Origin of the sequence: Serratia plymuthica, from assembly GCF_018336935.1 — a bacterium.
Taxonomy (GTDB): domain Bacteria; phylum Pseudomonadota; class Gammaproteobacteria; order Enterobacterales; family Enterobacteriaceae; genus Serratia; species Serratia plymuthica_B.
The window spans coordinates 709205-729811 of the sequence record NZ_CP068771.1 but is presented as its reverse complement, the minus strand read 5'-3'; the positions used below and the strand labels follow the sequence as shown (position 1 = coordinate 729811).

Below are 20607 nucleotides of genomic sequence, written 5' to 3'. Positions count from 1 at the left end.
TCATGAGCTCTTTTTCAGATAGGGTTTAAACGCCTCGGAGTAACGCTCTTCAAATCCGTTGGCGGTTTTCACAATCATGAACACCGGGATCCCCATCAGGTTGGCCAACGCCATACCTCGCTCCGGCCCCAGCACGTTTAGCCCGGTCGACAGACCGTCGGCAGCCATGCAGGTCGGGCTCAGTACGGTGATCGAAACCAGATGATGATGGATCGGCCGGCCGGTGATCGGATCTATGGTGTGCGAGTAGCGCACGCCGTTTTGCTCGAAGTAGTTGCGGTAATCCCCCGAGGTGGCGATAGACATCTCGCCCGGTTGAATCACCAACTGCGCTTTTTGCTCCACGCCGGCCGTCGGCCGCTCAATGGCGATACGCCAGGGTTTTTTCTCGCCGTTGTGGCCACGGGTACGCACCTCACCGCCGATATCCACCATGTAGTTTTTCACCTGCTGCGATTGCAGGTACTGGGCTATCACATCCACGCCATAACCTTTGGCAATGGACGAGAGATCGACATACAGTTCCGGAATGTGTTTCACCAGCGCGTTGCCCTGCACCGACAGTTTGTCGATGCCGGTCCAGGCGCGGCGTTGTTCCAGTGCGGCAGCGCTCGGCACCTTGTCCGGTCGCCCTTCCGGGCCAAAGCCCCACAGATTGACCAGCGGCCCGACGGTCACGTCCAGCGCGCCGTCAGTCACGCGGTTGATGCGCAGCGCCTCCAGCACCACTTCGGTCGTCGCGGCCGATACCGGGAAGGGTTTGTCCACCTCACGGCTGGCGTTGAAGCGGCTCAGTTCCGAACCCGGCCGGTAGGTAGACATTTGATCGTTCACCAACTCCAGGCGTTTGTCGATCTCAGCCCGTATTCTGGCCGCCGACGGCGTGCCGTCACCGGTGACATAACGGATCGAATAAGACGTCCCCATGGTTTTGCCATCGAGATTCACCTGTTCCGGCCCGCAACCGGTCAACAACAACGTGGCGCCCAGCGCCAGCGCCGTCATCCAGCCCTTCCTTTCCCCTATGCGCATTTAGCCACCAAAATCATCCAGCATGATATTTTCATCTTCGACACCCAGATCTTTCAGCATCTTGATCACCGCGGCGTTCATCATCGGCGGGCCGCACATATAAAACTCGCAGTCTTCCGGCGCCGGGTGGTGCTTCAGATAGTTCTCCAGCAGAACATTATGGATAAAGCCGGTGTAGCCGGTCCAGTTATCCTCAGGCTGGGGATCGGACAGCGCCACGTGCCAGGTGAAGTTTTCATTCTCCGCCTGCAGCCGATTGAAATCATCCTCATAGAACATTTCACGCAGCGAACGCGCGCCGTACCAGAAGGTGATTTTGCGCTTCGAGTTCAGGCGATTGAGCTGATCGAAAATATGCGAACGCATCGGCGCCATACCGGCACCACCGCCGATAAAGATCATTTCGGCGTCGGTGTCTTTGGCGAAGAACTCGCCGAACGGCCCGGAGATGGTCACCTTGTCGCCGGCTTTCAGCGACCAGATATAGGAGGACATAATGCCCGGCGGCACGTCCGGCGCACGCGGCGGCGGCGTGGCAATACGCACGTTGAGCATGATGATGCCCTTTTCATCCGGGTAGTTCGCCATTGAGTAAGCGCGCACCGTGGTGTCATTCACCGCCGAGCGATAGCGGAACAGGTTGAACTTGTCCCAGTCGCCGCGGTACTCCTCCGGCACGTCGAAATCGGCATAGCTGATGTCATGGGCCGGCGCTTCGATCTGGATAAACCCGCCGGCGCGGAACGGCACGTCTTCGCCATCGGGAATTTTCAGCTTCAGCTCTTTGATAAAGGTGGCTTTGTTATCATTGGAGATAACTTCGCACTCCCACTTCTTCACGCCGAAAATTTCTTCCGGCAGCTCGATTTTCAGATTCTGCTTCACGTTCACCTGACAGGCCAGGCGGCAGCCTTCTTTCGCTTCGCGCTTGTTGATGTGCGAAAGTTCGGTCGGCAGGATATCGCCGCCGCCCTCTTTAATCACCACCCGGCACTGGCCGCAGGAGCCGCCGCCACCGCAGGCCGAGGACACGAAGATCCCCTGGCTGGAGAGCATGTTCAACAGCTTGTCGCCCGCCGGCGCATTAAAACTCTTGCCCTGATCGCCATTGACTTCCACCGCAATGTCACCGGTGTTCACCAGCTTTGATTTGGCGAACAGGATCAGCAGTACCAGCACCATAACGATGCCGGTAAACATCGCGACGCCTAAAATAATTTCCATAGATTCTTCCCGCCTTTACAACTGAACACCGGAGAAGGACATAAAGCCCAACGCCATCAGCCCGGTGGTGATAAAGGTAATGCCCAGACCGCGCAGCCCTGCGGGGACGTTGGCATACTTGAGTTTTTCGCGGATCCCCGCCATCGCGACAATCGCCAGCATCCAGCCGGTGCCGGAGCCGAAGCCGTACACCACCGATTCTGCGAAGTTGTAGTCACGTTGCACCATGAAGGACACGCCGCCGAAAATGGCGCAGTTCACGGTGATAAGCGGCAGGAAAATGCCGAGTGCGTTGTACAACGACGGGAAGAAGCGATCGAGGATCATCTCCAGAATCTGCACCAGCGCTGCTATCACGCCGATGAAGGTAATGAAGTTGAGGAAGCTCAGATCGACGCCCTCCATCAACGCGCCATCGCGCAGCACCAGGTTGTAGACCAGGTTGTTCGCCGGCACCGAGATGCCGAGCACGATGGTCACCGCGATGCCGAGACCGAAGGCGGTCGACACCTTCTTCGACACCGCCAGGAAGGTACACATCCCCAGGAAGAACGCCAACGCCATGTTCTCGACGAACACCGCGCGCACAAACAGGCTGATATAATGTTCCATCGGCCGTTACTCCTTTTCGATCTGTGCGGGCTTCAGGGTGCGCAGCACCCAAATCAGCAGGCCGATGATAAAGAACGCGCTCGGCGCCAGCAGGAACAGGCCGTTCGGCTGATACCAGCCGCCGTTTTGCACCGTATCCAGCACCGGAATGCCAAACAGCTTGCCCGAGCCAATCAGCTCGCGCAGGAAACCGACCAGCACCAGGATCACCCCATAACCCAGCCCGTTGCCGATACCGTCCATAAAGCTTTCAATCGGCGGCGACTTCATGGCGTAGGCTTCGGCGCGCCCCATCACGATACAGTTGGTGATGATCAGGCCGACAAACACCGACAGCTGCTTGGAAATCTCGAACGCATAGGCGCGCAGCAGCTGATCGACCACGATCACCAGCGAGGCGATAATCGCCATCTGCACGATGATGCGCACGCTGTTCGGAATATGGTGGCGGATCAGGGAAATAAAGAAGCTGGAGAACGCCGTGACCAGGGTCACCGCGATGGTCATCACCACCGCCGTTTCCAGCTTGGTGGTCACCGCCAACGCGGAACACACCCCGAGTACCTGCAAGGCTATCGGGTTGTTGTCAAACAGCGGCCCGAGCAGGACCCGCTTAATCTCTTTGGAATCAGCCATTTTTCAGCGCTCCTTCACGGACTTTTTGCAGGAATGGGCCAAAACCTTGCTCGCCCAACCAGAAATCAAAAGTGTGCTGCACACCGTTGGAGGTCAGCGTGGCACCGGACAAACCGTCCACCCCGTGCTCATCCCCCTGACGCGCCCCGCCTTTCACCACGCGGATCGCCGGTTTGCCGTCGTTATCAAACAGCTTTTTGCCGATCCACTGCTGGCGCCAACCGGCATTCTCAACTTCACCGCCCAGACCCGGGGTTTCCCCCTGATCGTAATAAGTGATGCCTTTCACCGTGTTGCCGTCGCTGTCCAGCGCCACAAAAGCGTACATCATCGACCACAGGCCGGTGCCGTAGACCGGCAGCACGATTTGATTCACCGCCCCGCCGTTGTCGCGCACCAGATAGATCTCCGCCCGGTTGCTGCGGCGTTTGATGCCGGCCGGATCTTCGCCCGCCGACAACGCGACGCTTTTGGCATCGTCACGCAGCGCGGCGGCCAGATCGAACGCCGCCGCATTGCCCGCCACAAACTCGCCGCTGTTCAAATCCAGCAGGCGCGGTTCGATGCGCTGGGTGAACAGCGCCTTGACCTGCTCACCTTCCATCTTCGGCTGCAACAGGCCGGCCACGTCGAGGATATTGCGCTGCTTGTCGAGCAGCTTTTGCTCCTGCTGTTTGGACTTCAGGCCGACGGCGGAACCCGCCACCACGACCGAACACACCAGACACAGCAGCAGTACCACCAGCAGCGTTTTACCGATGGTGTCGTTTTTGGATTCATTCGCCACGGGCTTTTCTCCGCTTGATGTTGGCCTGCACCACCAGATAATCGAACAGCGGCGCGAACAGGTTGGCGAACAGGATCGCCAGCATCATGCCTTCCGGGTAGGCCGGGTTGACCACCCGGATCAACACGCACATCACGCCAATCAGGATGCCGTACCACCACTTTCCCTTGTTGGTAAAGGCGGCGGAAACCGGGTCGGTGGCCATAAAGATCATGCCGAAGGCAAAGCCGCCCAACACCAGATGCCAATACCACGGCATGGCGAACAGCGGGTTGGTGGCGGAGCCGATGCTGTTGAACAGGAAGGCGGTAGCCATCATGCCGAGCATCACGCCGGCGACGATGCGCCAGGAGGCCACGCGGCCAAACAGGATAATCGCGCCGCCGATCAGGATCATCAGCGTGGAAACCTCGCCGACCGAACCGGGGATGTTGCCGAGGAAGGCGTCCATCCAACTGATCGACTGGCCGGTAGCGACGTTGCTCAGGCTGTGCGCCCCGCCCACACTCCATTGCGCCAGGGGCGTCGCGCCGGAGAAGCCGTCGGCGGCGGTCCACACCAGGTCACCGGAGATCTGCGCCGGATAGGCGAAGAACAGGAAGGCACGCCCCGCCAGCGCCGGGTTGAGGAAATTGCGCCCGGTGCCGCCGAAAATCTCTTTCGCCACCACCACGCCGAAGCTGATGCCCAGCGCCGCCTGCCACAACGGCAGCGTTGGCGGCACAATCAGCGCAAACAAAATGGAGGTGACGAAGAAACCTTCGTTAATCTCATGTTTGCGGATGACCGCGAACAGCACTTCCCAGAAACCGCCGACGAGAAACACCACGGCGTAGATCGGCATAAAGTAGCAGGCGCCCAGCACCATTTTGCTGGCCCAGCCGGCATCCGCCGCCAGCGACGCCCCCAGCCATTGCGCCAGCCGGTAGTGCCAGTCGCCCGCCAGCACCTGCTGCAATTGCTCGCCGCTGTACAGATGGTGCAGCGCCGGGATGGCCTGCTGGCCGACGTTGTACATACCCCAGAACATCGCCGGGAATACCGCCAGCCACACCAGAATCATCATGCGTTTCAGATCGATGGCGTCGCGCACGTGCGAAGCGCCGCGCGTCACCAGACCGGGGGTATAAAACACCGTGGTAGTCGCTTCAAACAGCGGGTACCACTTTTCCAGCTTGCCGCCCGGCGTGAAGTGGTGCTCGATCTTGTCAAAAAAGTTCTTCAGGCCCATCGGTTATCCTTCCTGCTCAATCTTGGTCAGCACGTCGCGCAGCACCGGAGCATATTCATACTTGCCCGGACAAACGAAAGTGCACAGCGCCAGATCTTCCTCATCCAGCTCCAGACAACCCAGCGCCTGCGCGCTGTCGGTATCGCCCGCCAGCAGGTCACGCAGCAGCAACGTCGGCAGGATATCCAGCGGCATCACCCGCTCGTAGTTGCCGATCGGAACCATGGCGCGCTCGCCGCCGTGGGTGGTGGTCGAAAAGGCGAACAGCTTATTTTTCAGGAAGTGGCCCAGCGTGGTGCGGGTGATGGAGAATTTGTCCGGTGAAGGCGCGATCCAGCCGAACAGCTCTTTCTCGCGCCCCTCTTCCAGCACCGAAACCTGCGAGTGAAAACGGCCGAGATACGCATTCGGGCCGGCGACATGCGTGCCGCTCAGCACCGAACCGGAAATCACCCGGTTCTCGCCGCTTTTAAGCCGACCGGCGGTCAGTTGCTCAATGCTGGCGCCCAACCGGGTGCGCAGCAACACCGGCTGTTCTACCTGCGGCCCGGCCAGCGCCACCACCCGACGGGTGTCGAGCTGGCCGGTGGTGAACAGCGTGCCGATGGCGATGACATCCTGATAGCCGACATGCCAGACGGTTTTTTTCAAACTGACCGGTTCGAGGAAGTGAATGTGGGTGCCCACCAGCCCGGCGGGATGCGGGCCGGCGAATTCGTTGTAGGTTATCTGCGCGCCAGGCTGTTTGCCCAGATTCGCACCTGCGGCGTGGCAAACGTGCAGCTTGCCGTCGGTCAGGCGCGCCAGCACCGCCAGCCCGGCGTTAAAGGCCTCCCGTTGCCCGGCAATGATCACCTGCGGATCGGCGGCCAACGGCTGGCTGTCCATGGCGGTCACGAAGATGGCGCGCGGGGTGGTGCCGGGACGCGGCGTTTTACTGAAGGGGCGGGTGCGCAGCGCAGTCCACAGGCCGCTGGCGATCAGTTCGCTCTCGACCTGCTCTCGCGGCAGCTCCGCCAGTTCGACGACCGGATAATGAGCGAATTCAAGTTGCTCGTCACCGCCGTTTTCTAGCGCAATCACCACGGACTGCAACACGCGGCGCTCACCGCGGTTGATTGCCGCAATGTGCCCGCTGGCGGGCGCCGTGAAGAAAACCCCGGGGTTCTTTTTATCTTCGAACAGCGCCTGGCCTTTCTTAACGGCATCGCCTTCCTGCACTAACATGGAAGGGCGCATGCCGACGTATTCTTCCCCAAGCAGGGCAACATGCTGAATTGGTGGGCCGTCCTGAATCGCCTGAACCGGAGCTCCGGCAATGGGCAGATCTAACCCTTTTCTGATTTTAATCATAGGATTTATACGATATTGACTAGGTTTACACGTCTTACCGGCCCCAGAGGCTGGTGCTGACGATGCCTGGATGATGAGACTGCATCAGCAGCCTCCGGGTTAAGCGCAACGGCATCACGCTCAACATGAATTCTTTCGCGCTTACAAAATAGGGTTATGCACATTCCCTTGATTGACTCCCGCCTGCCTTGTTTTGCACGACAAATCGTCTTACACCACAAAAACGCTGTTAATACTTTGTTGCTGCAGAGCCCCTCTTATCGCCATGGAGATAAGGTCAAGGCCCGCTTCTACATCAGCAACAACAAGTTAACCGGAGCCGGAATATTAACATTTTTCACCACTTTGTTCTGCGTTGAGCAGTGACCTGAGTCAAGCAAATGCAATTAAATGTCTGCTGTTTTACACCACCGATCGTTAAAATCTGCCTGTCGATTCACTTTTATCGAAGTTTGTGGTTTTTTTATACATATCGCATATTGCTAAAAAAAAACACACTGGTAATCTGGCGGTGTTTTGACACAGTAAAACAATAATCAGTGGCATGCTGGCCGAGTTCATTGAGCCAGCAGATAAATATAAGCAGGAATAATAATGAGCAAAATCGCGCTGTTGTTTGCGATGCTTTTTTCTATGCCGATGATCACGGCCTGCAGCGCCAGCGAGCAGGTTCCCGAGGCACCGGTAGTTAAACAGCAATTAGTAGGTTCACCGGTCTATATTCAGATCTTCAAAGAAGAACGCACGCTGGAATTGTATGCCAAAATGGGCAACGAATTCCGTCTGGTGAACTCCTTCCGCATCTGTAATTTTTCCGGCGGACTCGGCCCGAAACGCCGTGAAGGCGACTTTAAAAGTCCGGAAGGTTTTTATAGCATCGACTCACGCCATCTGAAACCCGACAGCAAATATTATCGCGCAATAAATATCGGTTTCCCGAACGATTACGACAAGTCGCAGGGTTATTCCGGCGCTTATCTGATGATCCACGGCGAATGTAAATCGATTGGTTGTTACGCAATGACCAACACCTATATGGATGAGATTTACCGTTACGTAGAAGCCGCCTTCGCTTATGGCCAGAACCGGATCGATATCAGCATCTATCCGTTCCGCATGACCGATCAGAACCTGAAGCGCCACCGCACATCCAGCGATATCGCCTTCTGGAACCAGTTGAAGCCGGGCTATGACTACTTCGTCAAGAATCACCAGCCGCCGGTGGTCAGCGTCTCCAACGGCCAGTACGTGCTGGGCCAGCCGGTCATGAGCAGCAGCCAGATGACGCAGTACGCGTCAACGGCTCCCGCCGTCAGCACCAACCCCTTCGCTCAAACCAAGCCGCTCACCGAAGTGAAATAGTGCGAACTCGCCTGGCGCAATCTTGTGCCAGGTTTCATTCGCCGTCAGCGGCTGGGTAGCAATCACCGTGACCACATCGTTTGGTGTGGTCTGTTGCTGGAAATCAATCTCCACATCCTGATCGAGCAACGTGGCTTTGCCAAACGGCGCGCGGCGGGTGATCCAGTATAAGTTGGTGGAGCAGTAGGCCATCACGAAACGCCCGTCCGACAGCAACATATTGAATACCCCCTTCTTGCGCAGTTGATCCGCCAGCAGAGCGATATAGCGGAATACCGGCGGCCAACGGCTCGGGGTGCGCGGGTATTTCAGCGAAAGCTGATGCAGTAACCAGCAAAAAGCATATTCGCTGTCAGTCTGGCCCACCGGGCGGAAGGTGCCGGTTTCCAACTGACGATAGCCCTTCAACTGGCCATTGTGCGCGTAGGTCCAGTTACGGCCCCACAGCTCGCGGGTAAACGGGTGGGTATTTTCCAGCGCCACTTCGCCGCGGTTAGCCTGGCGAATATGCGATACCACCGCGCAGGATTTGATCGGGTATTCTTGCACCAGGCGGGCGATTGGCGAATCGAAACTCGGCTGGGGATCCTTAAACGTACGGCAGCCGTTCCCTTCATAGAAGGTAATGCCCCAACCATCTTTATGTGGCCCGGTACGGCCACCGCGCTGAACCAGCCCGGTAAAGCTAAAGCAAATATCGGTCGGTACGTTTGCGCTCATCCCGAGCAGTTCACACATCGCTTGCCACTCCTTACCCACCACCGGCACTGTCTATGCGGGCGCAGCATGCCGCGCCCTTACAAAATATCGAGGGGGCGGCTGCCCCCTGAAGCCATTAAGCCTTAACCATCTCTTTTTCAATCAGCTGAATCAAGATGTGAATCGCTTTGATATGGATTTCCTGAATGCGGTCAGCGTAGCCGAAGTGCGGCACGCGGATTTCCACATCGGCGGAGCCGGCCATTTTACCGCCGTCTTTGCCCGTCAGGGTGATCACTTTCATCCCTTTGGCGCGCGCCGCTTCGATAGCTTTAATGATGTTGCCCGAATTGCCCGACGTGGAAATGCCCAGCAATACGTCGCCTTCGCGGCCTACCGCTTCCACGTAACGTGAGAACACGTATTCGTAACCGAAATCGTTGCTGACGCAAGACAGGTGGCTGACATCGGAAATGGCAATCGCCGGATAGCCAGGGCGGTTTTCGCGGTAGCGACCGGTCAGCTCTTCGGCAAAGTGCATGGCGTCACAGTGGGAGCCGCCGTTGCCGCAGGAAATCACTTTTCCGCCGGCTTTAAAGGAATCGGCCAGCAGCACTGCCGCGCGTTGAATGGCGTCGATATTGGCATCGTCATTGATAAATTTCGCCAGGGTATCGGCCGCTTCGTTCAGTTCACTGCGAATAAGGTCGTGGTACATGAGGAACCTCTTGTTATCGTCAATCTTCCGCTTCGCAGTGTACCGGATCGGGGAAAAACCGAGAAGCACTGTGAGCCAAACAGCGCGCCGGTTGAGGTACGAGTGAGGTTTTTGATTATTGATGCGCTCAGTTTGTGACTTAAGTTGTAATTAAACTGTAAATGCATTGATAAAAATATGGGGTTGTACTAAAACCTAATACATACATACAACAGGTCAGACCTCTTACTACTTCGGAGCTTCTTATGATGGTTCTTAGTATTGTTGTTTTACTGGCACTCATTGGTGTGGTGTTTTATCACCGAGTGAACCTCACCCTCAGTAGCCTTATTCTGCTGGCATATACCGCCGCCATGGGCGCTATCGGCTTGTGGACCTTCTGGATGCTGCTGCCGCTGGCGATTATCCTTCTGCCGCTGAACGTGACTTCCCTGCGCCGTTCGATGCTGTCCGCTCCGGCGCTGCGCGCGTTCCGCAAAGTCATGCCGCCGATGTCCACCACCGAGAAGGAAGCGATCGAAGCCGGTACCACCTGGTGGGAAGGCGATCTGTTCCGCGGCCAACCGGACTGGAACAAGCTGCATAACTACCCGAAACCGCAACTGACCGCCGAAGAACAAGCGTTTATCGACGGTCCGGTGGAAGAAGCCTGCCGCATGGCGAACGATTTCCAAATCACCCATGAACTGGCCGACTTGCCGCCGGAACTGTGGGCCTATCTGAAAGAACACCGCTTCTTTGCGATGATCATCAAGAAAGAATACGGCGGCCTGGATTTCTCTCCTTACGCTCAGGCGCGCGTGCTGCAAAAACTGTCCGGCGTTTCTGGTATTCTGGCGATCACCGTCGGTGTGCCAAACTCCCTCGGCCCGGGCGAGCTGCTGCAACACTACGGCACCGACGATCAGAAAAACCACTACCTGCCAGGCCTGGCGCGCGGCGACGAGATCCCTTGTTTCGCCCTGACCAGCCCGGAAGCGGGTTCAGACGCCGGCGCCATTCCGGATGTCGGCACCGTGTGCATGGGCGAGTGGAAAGGCGAACAGGTATTGGGCATGCGCCTGACCTGGAACAAACGCTATATCACGCTGGCGCCGGTCGCAACCGTGCTGGGCCTGGCGTTCAAACTGCATGACCCGAACCGCCTGCTGAGCGATAACGAATCACCGGGCATCACCTGCGCGCTGATCCCGACCAGCACCCCAGGCGTTGAAATCGGCAACCGCCACTTCCCGCTGAACGTGCCGTTCCAGAACGGCCCAACCCGCGGCAACGACGTGTTCGTCCCTATCGATTACATTATCGGCGGGCCAAAAATGGCCGGTCAGGGCTGGCGCATGCTGGTTGAGTGCCTGTCGGTCGGCCGCGGCATTACCCTGCCTTCCAACTCCACCGGCAGCGTTAAATCTATGGCGCTGGCCATTGGCGCTTACGCCCATATCCGCCGTCAGTTCAAGATCTCTATCGGCAAGATGGAAGGCATCGAAGAGCCGTTGGCGCGTATCGCCGGTAACACCTATGTGATGGATGCGGCGGCAACGCTTATCACCAGCGGCCTGATGCTGGGCGAGAAACCGGCGGTGCTGTCAGCCATCGTGAAATACCACTGTACCCACAGAGGCCAGCAGGCAATCATTGATGCAATGGATATCGCCGGCGGTAAAGGCATCATGCTGGGCAAATCCAACTTCCTGGCCCGCGCCTACCAGGGCGCACCGATCGCCATCACGGTTGAAGGCGCCAATATCCTGACCCGCACCATGATGATCTTCGGCCAGGGCGCCATCCGTTGCCATCCTTACGTACTGGACGAAATGGCGGCGGCGCAAAGCAATGATCTGAACGCTTTCGACAAATCGCTGTTCGGCCATCTGGGCCACGTGGGCAGCAGCAAGGTACGCAGCTTCTGGCTGGGCCTGACCAATGGCCGCACCAGCAGCACGCCGACCAAAGATGCGACTCGCCGTTACTACCAACAGTTGAACCGCCTGAGCGCGAACCTGGCGTTGCTGTCGGACGTCTCCATGGGCGTGCTGGGCGGCAGCCTGAAACGCCGCGAGCGTATCTCCGCCCGCCTGGGGGATATTCTCAGCCAGATGTACCTGGCTTCCGCGACGCTGAAACGCTTTGAGGATGAAGGCCGTCAGAAAGAAGATTTACCGCTGGTACACTGGGGGGTGCAGGACAGTCTGCATCAGGCAGAGCAAGCGTTGGACGATCTGCTGCGCAACTTCCCGAATCGTTTTATCGCCGGCGTGATGCGCTTCGTGATCTTCCCGTTCGGCCGCGTGCATACCGCACCTTCCGATCGTCTGGACCACCAGTTGGCCAAGATTATCCAGCAGCCGTCCGCAACCCGCAGCCGTTTGGGGCGTGGCCAGTACCTGACGCCAAGCGAGCATAACCCGATTGGCCTGCTGGAAGCCGCGCTGGCCGACGTCATTGCCGCCGAGCCGATTCACCTGCGCCTGTGCAAGGAAAGCGGCAAGAACCTGCCGTTTACCCGTTTGGATCGCCTGGCGCAACGTGCGCTGGAAGAGGGCAAGATCAGCGCCGATGAAGCGAAGATCCTGGTGAAAGCCGAAGAGAGCCGCCTGCGTTCCATCAACGTAGATGACTTCGAACCGGAGGCGCTGGCGGCCAACAAGCCGGAAAAGCCGGTAGCGACGTCTAAACGCCAGCAACACACCGAAGCGGCGTAACAGCAATAAACACACTGACCCAGGGGCGATAATCATCGCCCCTTTTCTATTTTTTCTCAAAAATGCGCGACGCTTCGCAACGTCACCAGAACGGCTAATTTAACCCCGGGAATAGTCGGATAGACTGCGGATGGATGCTCTGGATCTTTCTTTCCGGAGCTGCAGTTGAGTAAGGGATAGAAAGAGAAAGGCCCCGAGTCGATAAATCAACCCGAGGCCACTCTGAACGTCCAACAACGTCAGGTTAGCCTCTTACCCGCCGCAAGGCAAGGATAAGGAGGTCAAAAATGCAGCAGAAACGGGTCGTTCTTAGGCTGATGATTATCTGCATCACGTTGATAGCGCTGATGTGGATCACCCGCGGTTCACTGTGTGAATTGCGCATCAAACTGGGGGACACGGAGGTTGCAGCCATTTTGGCTTACGAACCCGAAAGGTAAGGCAACCCAACGGAGGGGCTCGCCCCGCCTGTTGGTTGTTGACGACAGATCCATGAGCACCCTCTCTCACGGCATCCGACAGTCCTAACCGTTCTGCCGAATGCGCGCCAATAACGCGTCGATATGCTCAATCTGCGCCGCGTTGACGATCAGCGCACGGCCCAGGCTCAGAGCGCTGCGCTGGCATTCGGCGCGCATTTCGGCATCGCTGATGCTGTCCAGATCGGCGACGTGCGCCAGGCCGATAGTGCGGCGGATCAGCTCGCTGCCGCAGTAACCTATGGCATCGGTCCACACCTGCTGCAGGAACTGTTCGGCATAGCCCGGCACCGCCAGCGCTATCTCGCGAGTCTGCTGGTGGCACAGCGCCAGGAAGCGATCGGCGAAAATCAGCCAAAGCTCACGCACATCCTGCAGGCGCTGCGCCCGCCCGGCGGCGGCATCACGCGGCCCTAACAGGCCCGGCAAACCGCAGTAATTCAGCAACAGGTTACCCAACGCGCTGCCGACGTCAAAACCTATCGGGCCATAGAAACCAAACTCGGCATCTATCGCCTTCAGCTTGCCTTCCGCAACAAAAATCGAGCCGCTGTGAATATCGCCGTGCAGCAGCGCTTCCGCCTTGCTGAGGAAACGGTGCTTCAGCCCGGCCACCGCCAGCCTCAGCGCGGTATCCTCACGCAGCGCTTGCACCTGCGGCAGCAACGCCTCGTCGAACTGGTTGCGTTCGTGATCGATATAGGGGTCGGTAAAGAACAGATCTTCGGTGATCTGGCACAGCTCAGGGTTGGTGAAGCGGCTGACCTCGGCCTTTTTTTGTTGCGCCGTCTGGTAAAAATCGGAGGTATGAAACAGGGTTTGCGCCAGATATTCCGCCAGTTGCCCGGCCGCCAGCGGGTAATAGTGGCCCTTGATAAGCTCGTTGCGCCAGATATGGTGATCGGAAAGATCCTCCTGCACCATCACCGCCAATTCAGGATCGTGATGCAGCACCTTCACCGTATGCCGTGGGCAAACGCCGCCGTGGATCAACAGGGTTTCCGCTTCAATGCGCGCCCGGTCCAGGGTCAGAGGCCAGGATTCGCCCACGCAGCGTACGTACGGCAATGCCTGTTTGACGATCACCCGGCTTACGCCGTCGCGATCGCGGATTTTGAACACCAGGTTCAGGTTGCCGTCACCAATCTCGTCAGCGCTCACCAGCGCCTGCGGATCGGCCACCTGCCCGTATTGGCGGGCATATTCAACGGCATCGGCAGCAGTAAAGGTACGATAAAGCGACATTCCCAACCCCTCTGATTTTTCTCACTGACACAGCGATGTTATTTTTTAGACGTAAAAGCATTTGGACGTCTATACATCCGTATGGCATGTTGGCAGAATACCTTTTCAGATGCAATAACAACGCAACAAGGATTTAACTGCCGATGCAATCGCTTAACACCACCAGTTTGACCCTGAGTGACAACCGACTTTGGATCCTCGACCAGCAGGCTTTGCCGCAGGAGAAACTGTGGCGCCAGTGCGACACCGTAGAAGAGTTGGTCGATCACATCCTCACCTTGCGGGTGCGGGGCGCACCGCTGATCGGCCTGTCCGCCAGCCTGTTGCTGGCGCTGCTGGCGGAGCGCGGTCTGCCGCGTGAAGAACTGGAGCAAGCGTTGGCCACCTTACGCGCCTCGCGCCCGACGGCGGTTAATCTGATGAACAATCTGGACCGCATGAAACAGGCTCTGGCACAACCGCAGTGGGTGCCTGCGATGGTGGAAGAAGCGTTGCGACTGGTGGAAGAAGACCACAAGTTGTGCGATCGGATCGCCGATCATGGCGCGGAACTGGTGCAGCCCGGCAGCCGCCTGCTGACCCATTGCAATACCGGTGGCCTGGCGACCGCCGGTATCGGCACGGCTATCGGGGTGCTGTTGCGCGCCCATCAGCAAGGAAAAGTACAGCAGGTGTGGGTCGACGAAACTCGTCCGTTGCTGCAAGGTGGTCGCCTTACCGCCTGGGAACTGGGCGAGCTCGGCATTCCCTACCGGCTGATTTGCGATTCGATGGCCGCCAGCCTGATGGCGCAGGGCCAGGTAGATGCCGTGTGGGTTGGCGCAGACCGCATTGCCGCCAACGGCGACGTCGCCAACAAGATTGGCACCTACAGCCTGGCGGTGCTGGCGCACTATCACCGTATTCCGTTCTACGTGGCCGCCCCGCACACCACCCACGATCCGCACTGCCCGAATGGCGCGGCCATCCCGATTGAGCAACGGGCAGCAGCCGAAGTGACCGGCGTCTCCGGCAGTTTCGGATCATGCCAGTGGGCGCCTGCCGATGCCCCGGTCTATAACCCGGCGTTTGACGTGACGCCTGCGGCGCTGATTAGCGGTTGGGTGTTCGACAGCGGCGTGATTACGCCGCAACAGGTTAAAGAGGGGATTTTTCAGCGAGCGTTGGGGTAACACCCGCCCAGGGTTAATCAGTCGAGACGCGGGTAGGCGTCAGCGATCCTGTCGCCGGTGAAATGCGCGACCCAACCTTCCGGATTATCGAAGACGCGGATCGCGGTAAAGTTGGGCGCCGATCCCATATCGAACCAGTGACGGGTATTGGCCGGCACCGAGATCAGATCGTTCTTCTCACACAGGATCTGGAAGATCTTGCCATCCAGATGCAGGCAGAACAGCCCTGCGCCGGCCACAAAGAAACGCACCTCGTCTTCGCCGTGCGTATGTTCGGAAAGAAATTTGCTGCGCAAGGCTTCGCGCTGCGCATTGTCCGGACGCATGCTGATCACGTCCCAGCTCTGATACCCCTTCTCCGCCACCAGCCGATCAATCTCGTGCTGATAGGCGGCAATCACCGCCGCCGGCTCCGGGTTTTCACCCAGTTCGCGATCCGCCTGCCAGCGCTCGAAGCGCACGCCAATCTGCGTCAGTTGCCGTTGAATCGCCTCGGCATCCTGGCTCTGCCATAACGGCTGCTGCGGCTCTTTATCGCTGAAAATGGTCAATCCACTCATGCGGCAAACTCCCCTAAATCGATCTGATCAAAACGGTTAACCTGCGGATGCCGGCTCTGCGCGTCGGCGTCGTCGCGGATCAACTGGCAAGTACGCCAGCCTGCGTCACGTGCGGCGTCCAACTCTTGATGAATGTCGGAAAGGAACAACAGCGCGTCGGGCGCAATGCCGATTTCAGCGGCGATATTTCGGTACGAGGCGGTTTCGCGCTTGGCGCCGACATGGGTGTCGAAATAGCCGCTGAACAGCGGTTGCAAATCCCCCGCGTCGCTGTAGCCGAACAGCAGCTTTTGCGCCTCCACCGAGCCGGAAGAGTAGACGTACAGTTTCAGCCCTTGCTGCTGCCAGGCAGCCAGTTGTTCGGCCACTTCCGGGTACAGATGACCGCGAAAATCACCGTTTTGGTAGCCGCTGCGCCAGATGATGCCCTGCAGCGCCTTCAGCGCGGTGGATTTGCGATCTTCATCCATAAAACCGTACAGCGCGGCAATCAACTGCTCAATGTCTGCCTGCGGTTGGTCAATCTCCTGCCGCAGCGCGGCCAGCGGTGCGGCCACTTCGGCATCGGCGGCGTGCTGGCGAAGAAACTCAGCCAGCCGCTCACGCGCATAGGGAAACAGCACCTGGTGCACGAAGCGAATATCGCTGGTGGTGCCTTCAATATCGGTGACGATGGCGCGGATCATTTAGCCTCCAGTAAGCGGCGTTGCAGTTCGCACTGGAACAGGAATTCCAGCCCTTCAAGGTGACGACGGGCTTCCGCCACCTGGCGGCCCCAGCAATACAGGCCGTGTCCACGAACCAGAAAGCCGTACTGCAGCGGCGTCACTTCGGCATAAGCCGCCACGCGCGCCGCAAGCCGTGGAATATCCTGATCGTTATCGAAAATGGGAATAATCACGCTGTCCAGATGGCTGCTCTGGCCACCGAGCGATTTTTGCATTTCATAGCCCTGCAACACCAGCCCATCGCTGCGTTCAACGCGCGACAGTACGGTCGCATTCACCGAATGCGTATGCAACACCGCGCCAATCTGCGGGTACAGCCGGTAAATCAGGGTATGCAGGCCGGTTTCCGCCGAAGGCGTGCGGCCGCTCGGCACATGATTGGTCGCCGTTTCCACCAGCAGGAAGTCCGCTTCGGTCAGGCTGCCTTTATCCTTGCCGGATTCGGTCACCAGGCAACGTTGGTCGTCGAAACGCAGCGACATATTGCCGCCGGTCGCCGGGCACCAGCCCTTGTCGCCAATCCAGTGGCAGGCAGCCAATAGCGCTGTAAGTTGCGGATTTTCCGTCATTATCGTTTCCCGGTTTCTAAGGTTATCGGCATAAGGAGCTTAGAATGATTTGCTTATATCGTTAGATTTTTTCTTCATTTAGCCATCTAAGCGTCTTGATTGCCAAATACTAACATCGTGTTATATTGACGGCAACCTAAGCGCCAGGAGTATTAGCCCGCTATGAGCACGTCAGCATTGATTCCCGACAGTAAATTGCCCGCTCTGGGCACCACCATTTTCACGCAGATGAGTGCGCTGGCGGCGCAGCATCAGGCGATCAACCTGTCGCAAGGCTTCCCCGATTTCGATGGCCCGGATTATCTGAAGGAACGCCTGGCCTGGCACGTCAACCAGGGTGCCAACCAATATGCCCCCATGACCGGTGTCGCGCCATTGCGCGAAGCCATCGCCGAGAAAACCGCCGGGCTGTACGGCTGGCTGCCGGACGCCGCCGGCGAAGTCACGGTGACGGCCGGCGCCACTGAAGCGCTGTTCGCCGCCATCAGCGCCTTGGTGCGCCCCGGCGATGAAGTGATTTGTTTCGACCCGAGCTACGACAGCTATGCGCCGGCGGTCACGCTGTCCGGCGGCATATTGAAACGCATTGCGCTACAGCCGCCGGCATTCGGCGTAGACTGGCAGCAGTTTGCCGAATTGCTTTCGCCACGCACCCGTCTGGTGATCCTCAATACGCCGCACAACCCGTCCGCCACCACCTGGCAGGCGGAAGATATGCAACAACTGTGGCACGCGATTAGCGATCACGAAATCTATGTGCTGAGCGACGAAGTGTATGAGCATATTTGCTTTGCCCAGGGGGGCCACGCCAGCGTGCTGGCCCATCCGCAGCTGCGGCAACGTGCCATCGCGGTGTCTTCTTTCGGCAAAACCTTCCATATGACCGGTTGGAAAGTGGGTTACTGCGTGGCCCCCGCCGCGCTGAGCGCCGAAGTACGCAAAGTGCATCAATACCTGACTTTCTCGGTCAACACCCCGGCACAGCTGGCGCTGGCGGATATGCTGCGCAGCGAGCCGGAGCATTGGCAGCAGTTGTCGGCGTTTTACCGCGCCAAGCGCGATCGCTTTGTGCAGGCGTTGTCAAACAGCCGACTGGAAATTTTACCCTGTGAAGGTACATACTTCTTGCTGGCGGATTACAGCGCGGTCTCAGATTTGGACGACGTCGCTTTCTGTCATTGGTTAACCGAGCACGTGGGCGTGGCGGCAATTCCGCTGTCGGTCTTCTGTGCCGACCCTTTCCCTCATAAATTGATCCGGCTGTGCTTCGCTAAACAGGACGCCACGCTGGATGCGGCTGCGGAGCGGTTATGTCGACTTTAAAAATTACCCTGTTGCAGCAACCGCTGGTCTGGCGCGACGGCGAAGCCAACCTGCGCCATTTCGACGAGCTGCTGGCACCGCTGACCGGCCGTGATCTGATCGTGCTGCCGGAAATGTTCACCACCGGCTTCGCGATGGACGCCGGGGAAAGCGCGCTGCCGGAGCAGCAGGTCATCGCCTGGCTGCACGGTTGGGCCAGCAAAAACAACGCCCTGGTCGGTGGCAGCGTGGCGTTGAAAACCGCCGAGGGCGCAGTCAACCGTTTCCTGTTGGTCGAACCTCACGGCCGGGTGCATGCGTACGATAAGCGCCACCTGTTCCGCATGGCCGGCGAGCACCTGCATTACCGCGCCGGTAAAAAACGCGAGATTTTCGAATGGCGCGGCTGGCGCATTCTGCCGCAGATCTGTTACGACCTGCGCTTCCCGGTGTGGTCCCGCTATCAGCAGGATTACGATCTGGCGCTGTACGTCGCCAACTGGCCGGCGCCGCGCAGCAAACACTGGCAAACGCTGCTGGCCGCACGCGCCATTGAGAATCAGGTCTACGTGGCCGGCTGCAACCGCGTCGGCGAAGACGGCAACGGGCTGAACTACAGCGGCGACAGCCTGATCCTCAGCCCGCAGGGGGAAACGCTGGCGCAGGCGGAACCGGGCGCCGCCGCACGGCTGGACGCCGAACTGTCGCTGGAAAACCTGCAGAGCTACCGCAGCGCTTTCCCGGCCTGGCGCGATGCCGACAGCTTCCTGCGGCACGATTGATCCTTCCGGGCGCAGTCCGCTGCGCCCGCTCTCCTCAGGAAAGCTGTTCCTCCGTCGCATTTTTCTCTGCCGCATCGATCCGGTTGAACAACAGATTCAGCAACAGCGCCGCCAGACACGACGCGCTGATACCTGAATGCAGCAAGGTACGCACCCAATTCGGGAACTGATCGTAAAAAGTCGGCATCACAATCGGGATCATGCCGAAGGCAATCGCCGTCGCCACCACCACCAGATTCATGTTGTCCTTATACTCCACCTTCGCCAGAGTGCGAATGCCGCTGGCCGCCACCGTACCGAACAGCACCACGCCGGCGCCGCCCAATACCGGCGGCGGAATGCAGGCCACCAACCGCCCGAGAACCGGCAACACGCCCAGCAGCACCAAAATGGCGCCCCCGGCACTGACCACAAAACGGCTTTTCACGCCGGTGATTGCCACCAGGCCGATATTCTGGGCAAACGAGCTTTGCGGGAATGAGTTAAATACCGGCGACAGCGCGCTGGAGAGCATATCGGCACGCAGCCCCTTGGCGATACGGTGCGAATTGACCGGCGAACCCACGATTTCCCCCACCGCCATCAGCCCGGCGGTGGTTTCCGTCAACAGCACCAGTACGATCAACAGCATGGACAGGATCGCGCTCAGCTCGAAGGTTGGCCAACCGTAGGCGAAAGGTTCGGGGAAGGCCAACCACGGCCCGTTGCCCACGGCGGCAAAGCTCACTTTCCCCGCCAGCGCCGCCGCTACGCAGCCTACGGCCATCGCCAGCAGTACCGACAACCGCTTCAACGCCGGGGAACCGATCTTATTGAGCAACAAAATGACCGCCAGCGTGAAAGCAGCCAGGCCAATATTCCCGGTCGCCCCCCAATCCGCCGCCTTGGCGTTGCCGCCCATTGCCCAGCGCACCGCCACCGGCATCAACGACAGACCTATCACCGTCACCACGGTGCCGGTCACCACCGGCGGGAAGAAGCGGATAATTTGCGAGAAAAACGGTGCGATCAACAGCCCCGCCAGCGAGGCGGCGATCACCGCACCAAATACCGCAGGCAGCCCGCCATCCCCGGTCACGATGGTCACCATGGTCGCCACCCCGGCGAAGGAAACGCCCTGCACCAGCGGCAGGCGTGAACCCAGGCCGGGCAGGCCGAGGGTTTGCAGCAACGTCGCCAACCCACTGACAAACAGCGCCGCCGTCACCAGCATGCCAATCTGCGGCGCGCCTAAACCCGCAGCCGAACCTATGATCAAGGGCGGCGCAATAATTCCACCGTACATGGTTAAAATATGCTGCAGGCCGAAAGCAAAGGTTTTTCCCAGCGGCAGTTTTTCATCTTCCGGGCAGCACGAAGCCGCACCCTTATCCTGAGACAGAGCCATATTTCCCCCGTTTACTGGGTGATTGAA

20 protein-coding genes are annotated in these 20607 nt (G+C 58.7%); 6 read left to right on the top strand and 14 right to left on the bottom strand.

Features of this window, described 5'->3' with window-relative positions:
- Genes JK621_RS03430 through JK621_RS03400 form a run of 7 tightly spaced genes read right to left on the bottom strand, consistent with a single transcriptional unit; the run spans nt 1 to nt 6875 of the window.
- On the bottom strand, nt 1–1032 hold the full coding sequence (locus tag JK621_RS03430) for an FAD:protein FMN transferase (RefSeq protein ID WP_212558645.1): 1032 nt from the start codon (nt 1030–1032) through the stop codon (nt 1–3).
- Nucleotides 1033–2256 (bottom strand): NADH:ubiquinone reductase (Na(+)-transporting) subunit F, encoded by a 1224-nt coding sequence (nqrF, locus tag JK621_RS03425; RefSeq protein ID WP_006321304.1) that lies wholly within the window; start codon nt 2254–2256, stop codon nt 1033–1035.
- 15 nt (nt 2257–2271) lie between these two features.
- Nucleotides 2272–2868: an NADH:ubiquinone reductase (Na(+)-transporting) subunit E gene (gene nqrE / locus JK621_RS03420; protein ID WP_004949072.1), complete on the bottom strand. Its 597-nt coding sequence runs from the start codon at nt 2866–2868 to the stop codon at nt 2272–2274.
- 6 nt (nt 2869–2874) lie between these two features.
- Nucleotides 2875–3504, bottom strand: coding sequence for an NADH:ubiquinone reductase (Na(+)-transporting) subunit D (locus tag JK621_RS03415; protein WP_004949071.1), 630 nt, complete (start codon nt 3502–3504; stop codon nt 2875–2877).
- Entirely contained in the window at nt 3497–4291 is a 795-nt protein-coding gene (locus JK621_RS03410; protein ID WP_212558644.1) for a Na(+)-translocating NADH-quinone reductase subunit C, read from the bottom strand. The genes JK621_RS03415 and JK621_RS03410 overlap by 8 nt, the downstream gene beginning before the upstream one ends.
- Entirely contained in the window at nt 4281–5522 is a 1242-nt protein-coding gene (locus tag JK621_RS03405) for an NADH:ubiquinone reductase (Na(+)-transporting) subunit B (RefSeq protein WP_212558643.1), read from the bottom strand. Before JK621_RS03405 ends, JK621_RS03410 begins: the two co-directional genes overlap by 11 nt.
- Nucleotides 5523–5525: 3 nt before the next feature.
- Entirely contained in the window at nt 5526–6875 is a 1350-nt protein-coding gene (locus JK621_RS03400; RefSeq protein WP_212558642.1) for a Na(+)-translocating NADH-quinone reductase subunit A, read from the bottom strand.
- 594 nt (nt 6876–7469) lie between these two features.
- Here JK621_RS03400 and dpaA point away from each other — a divergent pair.
- Nucleotides 7470–8237 carry a peptidoglycan meso-diaminopimelic acid protein amidase gene (dpaA, locus tag JK621_RS03395; RefSeq protein WP_212558641.1) on the top strand — a complete coding sequence of 256 codons (768 nt, stop codon included), beginning with the start codon at nt 7470–7472 and terminating at the stop codon, nt 8235–8237.
- On the opposite strand, the gene JK621_RS03390 is transcribed toward dpaA, so the two are convergent.
- Together JK621_RS03390 and lpcA are read right to left on the bottom strand one after the other, a co-directional pair.
- Nucleotides 8172–8975: a class II glutamine amidotransferase gene (locus JK621_RS03390; protein WP_212558640.1), complete on the bottom strand. Its 804-nt coding sequence runs from the start codon at nt 8973–8975 to the stop codon at nt 8172–8174. The two genes, dpaA and JK621_RS03390, sit on opposite strands and share 66 nt — an antisense overlap.
- A 97-nt stretch (nt 8976–9072) precedes the next feature.
- On the bottom strand, nt 9073–9654 hold the full coding sequence (gene lpcA / locus JK621_RS03385; protein WP_004949058.1) for a D-sedoheptulose 7-phosphate isomerase: 582 nt from the start codon (nt 9652–9654) through the stop codon (nt 9073–9075).
- Between the two features lie 245 nt (nt 9655–9899).
- Between lpcA and fadE the strand changes: the two genes are divergently transcribed.
- Together fadE and JK621_RS03375 are read left to right on the top strand one after the other, a co-directional pair.
- Nucleotides 9900–12356, top strand: coding sequence for an acyl-CoA dehydrogenase FadE (gene fadE, locus JK621_RS03380; protein WP_212558639.1), 2457 nt, complete (start codon nt 9900–9902; stop codon nt 12354–12356).
- Between the two features lie 287 nt (nt 12357–12643).
- Complete coding sequence (locus JK621_RS03375; RefSeq protein WP_212558638.1) at nt 12644–12796, top strand: Hok/Gef family protein; 153 nt, start codon at nt 12644–12646, stop codon at nt 12794–12796.
- 84 nt (nt 12797–12880) lie between these two features.
- Here JK621_RS03375 and mtnK read toward each other — a convergent pair whose 3' ends face one another.
- Nucleotides 12881–14080, bottom strand: coding sequence for an S-methyl-5-thioribose kinase (mtnK, locus tag JK621_RS03370; RefSeq protein WP_212558637.1), 1200 nt, complete (start codon nt 14078–14080; stop codon nt 12881–12883).
- Nucleotides 14081–14223: 143 nt separating this feature from the next.
- Between mtnK and mtnA the strand changes: the two genes are divergently transcribed.
- Nucleotides 14224–15252: an S-methyl-5-thioribose-1-phosphate isomerase gene (mtnA, locus tag JK621_RS03365; RefSeq protein ID WP_212558636.1), complete on the top strand. Its 1029-nt coding sequence runs from the start codon at nt 14224–14226 to the stop codon at nt 15250–15252.
- 17 nt (nt 15253–15269) lie between these two features.
- On the opposite strand, the gene JK621_RS03360 is transcribed toward mtnA, so the two are convergent.
- From JK621_RS03360 to JK621_RS03350, 3 genes are read right to left on the bottom strand one after another with little or no spacing between them, the layout of a single operon-like run.
- Nucleotides 15270–15812, bottom strand: a complete 543-nt coding sequence (locus JK621_RS03360; protein ID WP_212558635.1) for a 1,2-dihydroxy-3-keto-5-methylthiopentene dioxygenase — start codon at nt 15810–15812, stop codon at nt 15270–15272.
- The gene (gene mtnC / locus JK621_RS03355) at nt 15809–16498 is read right to left on the bottom strand and encodes an acireductone synthase (RefSeq protein ID WP_212558634.1); all 690 of its coding nucleotides are present in this window, start codon (nt 16496–16498) and stop codon (nt 15809–15811) included. Before mtnC ends, JK621_RS03360 begins: the two co-directional genes overlap by 4 nt.
- The gene (locus tag JK621_RS03350) at nt 16495–17109 is read right to left on the bottom strand and encodes a methylthioribulose 1-phosphate dehydratase (RefSeq protein WP_212558633.1); all 615 of its coding nucleotides are present in this window, start codon (nt 17107–17109) and stop codon (nt 16495–16497) included. The genes mtnC and JK621_RS03350 overlap by 4 nt, the downstream gene beginning before the upstream one ends.
- 162 nt (nt 17110–17271) lie before the next feature.
- Here JK621_RS03350 and JK621_RS03345 point away from each other — a divergent pair, with 162 nt between their 5' ends.
- Together JK621_RS03345 and JK621_RS03340 are read left to right on the top strand one after the other, a co-directional pair.
- Complete coding sequence (locus JK621_RS03345) at nt 17272–18432, top strand: pyridoxal phosphate-dependent aminotransferase (RefSeq protein ID WP_212558632.1); 1161 nt, start codon at nt 17272–17274, stop codon at nt 18430–18432.
- Nucleotides 18420–19193, top strand: a complete 774-nt coding sequence (locus tag JK621_RS03340) for an amidohydrolase (RefSeq protein ID WP_212558631.1) — start codon at nt 18420–18422, stop codon at nt 19191–19193. Before JK621_RS03345 ends, JK621_RS03340 begins: the two co-directional genes overlap by 13 nt.
- A 34-nt stretch (nt 19194–19227) precedes the next feature.
- On the opposite strand, the gene JK621_RS03335 is transcribed toward JK621_RS03340, so the two are convergent.
- A complete protein-coding gene (locus tag JK621_RS03335) occupies nt 19228–20580 on the bottom strand; it encodes a nucleobase:cation symporter-2 family protein (RefSeq protein WP_212558630.1) in 1353 nt (450 codons plus the stop codon).
- Nucleotides 20581–20607: the final 27 nt, after the last annotated feature.

Coding starts and splice junctions, on each gene's coding strand:
- JK621_RS03430 (WP_212558645.1), bottom strand. CDS start 1,032: ATGCGCATAGGGGAAAGGAAGGGCTGGATGACGGCGCTGGCGCTGGGC.
- nqrF (WP_006321304.1), bottom strand. CDS start 2,256: ATGGAAATTATTTTAGGCGTCGCGATGTTTACCGGCATCGTTATGGTG.
- nqrE (WP_004949072.1), bottom strand. CDS start 2,868: ATGGAACATTATATCAGCCTGTTTGTGCGCGCGGTGTTCGTCGAGAAC.
- JK621_RS03415 (WP_004949071.1), bottom strand. CDS start 3,504: ATGGCTGATTCCAAAGAGATTAAGCGGGTCCTGCTCGGGCCGCTGTTT.
- JK621_RS03405 (WP_212558643.1), bottom strand. CDS start 5,522: ATGGGCCTGAAGAACTTTTTTGACAAGATCGAGCACCACTTCACGCCG.
- JK621_RS03400 (WP_212558642.1), bottom strand. CDS start 6,875: ATGATTAAAATCAGAAAAGGGTTAGATCTGCCCATTGCCGGAGCTCCG.
- dpaA (WP_212558641.1), top strand. CDS start 7,470: ATGAGCAAAATCGCGCTGTTGTTTGCGATGCTTTTTTCTATGCCGATG.
- JK621_RS03390 (WP_212558640.1), bottom strand. CDS start 8,975: ATGTGTGAACTGCTCGGGATGAGCGCAAACGTACCGACCGATATTTGC.
- lpcA (WP_004949058.1), bottom strand. CDS start 9,654: ATGTACCACGACCTTATTCGCAGTGAACTGAACGAAGCGGCCGATACC.
- fadE (WP_212558639.1), top strand. CDS start 9,900: ATGATGGTTCTTAGTATTGTTGTTTTACTGGCACTCATTGGTGTGGTG.
- JK621_RS03375 (WP_212558638.1), top strand. CDS start 12,644: ATGCAGCAGAAACGGGTCGTTCTTAGGCTGATGATTATCTGCATCACG.
- mtnK (WP_212558637.1), bottom strand. CDS start 14,080: ATGTCGCTTTATCGTACCTTTACTGCTGCCGATGCCGTTGAATATGCC.
- mtnA (WP_212558636.1), top strand. CDS start 14,224: ATGCAATCGCTTAACACCACCAGTTTGACCCTGAGTGACAACCGACTT.
- JK621_RS03360 (WP_212558635.1), bottom strand. CDS start 15,812: ATGAGTGGATTGACCATTTTCAGCGATAAAGAGCCGCAGCAGCCGTTA.
- mtnC (WP_212558634.1), bottom strand. CDS start 16,498: ATGATCCGCGCCATCGTCACCGATATTGAAGGCACCACCAGCGATATT.
- JK621_RS03350 (WP_212558633.1), bottom strand. CDS start 17,109: ATGACGGAAAATCCGCAACTTACAGCGCTATTGGCTGCCTGCCACTGG.
- JK621_RS03345 (WP_212558632.1), top strand. CDS start 17,272: ATGAGCACGTCAGCATTGATTCCCGACAGTAAATTGCCCGCTCTGGGC.
- JK621_RS03340 (WP_212558631.1), top strand. CDS start 18,420: ATGTCGACTTTAAAAATTACCCTGTTGCAGCAACCGCTGGTCTGGCGC.
- JK621_RS03335 (WP_212558630.1), bottom strand. CDS start 20,580: ATGGCTCTGTCTCAGGATAAGGGTGCGGCTTCGTGCTGCCCGGAAGAT.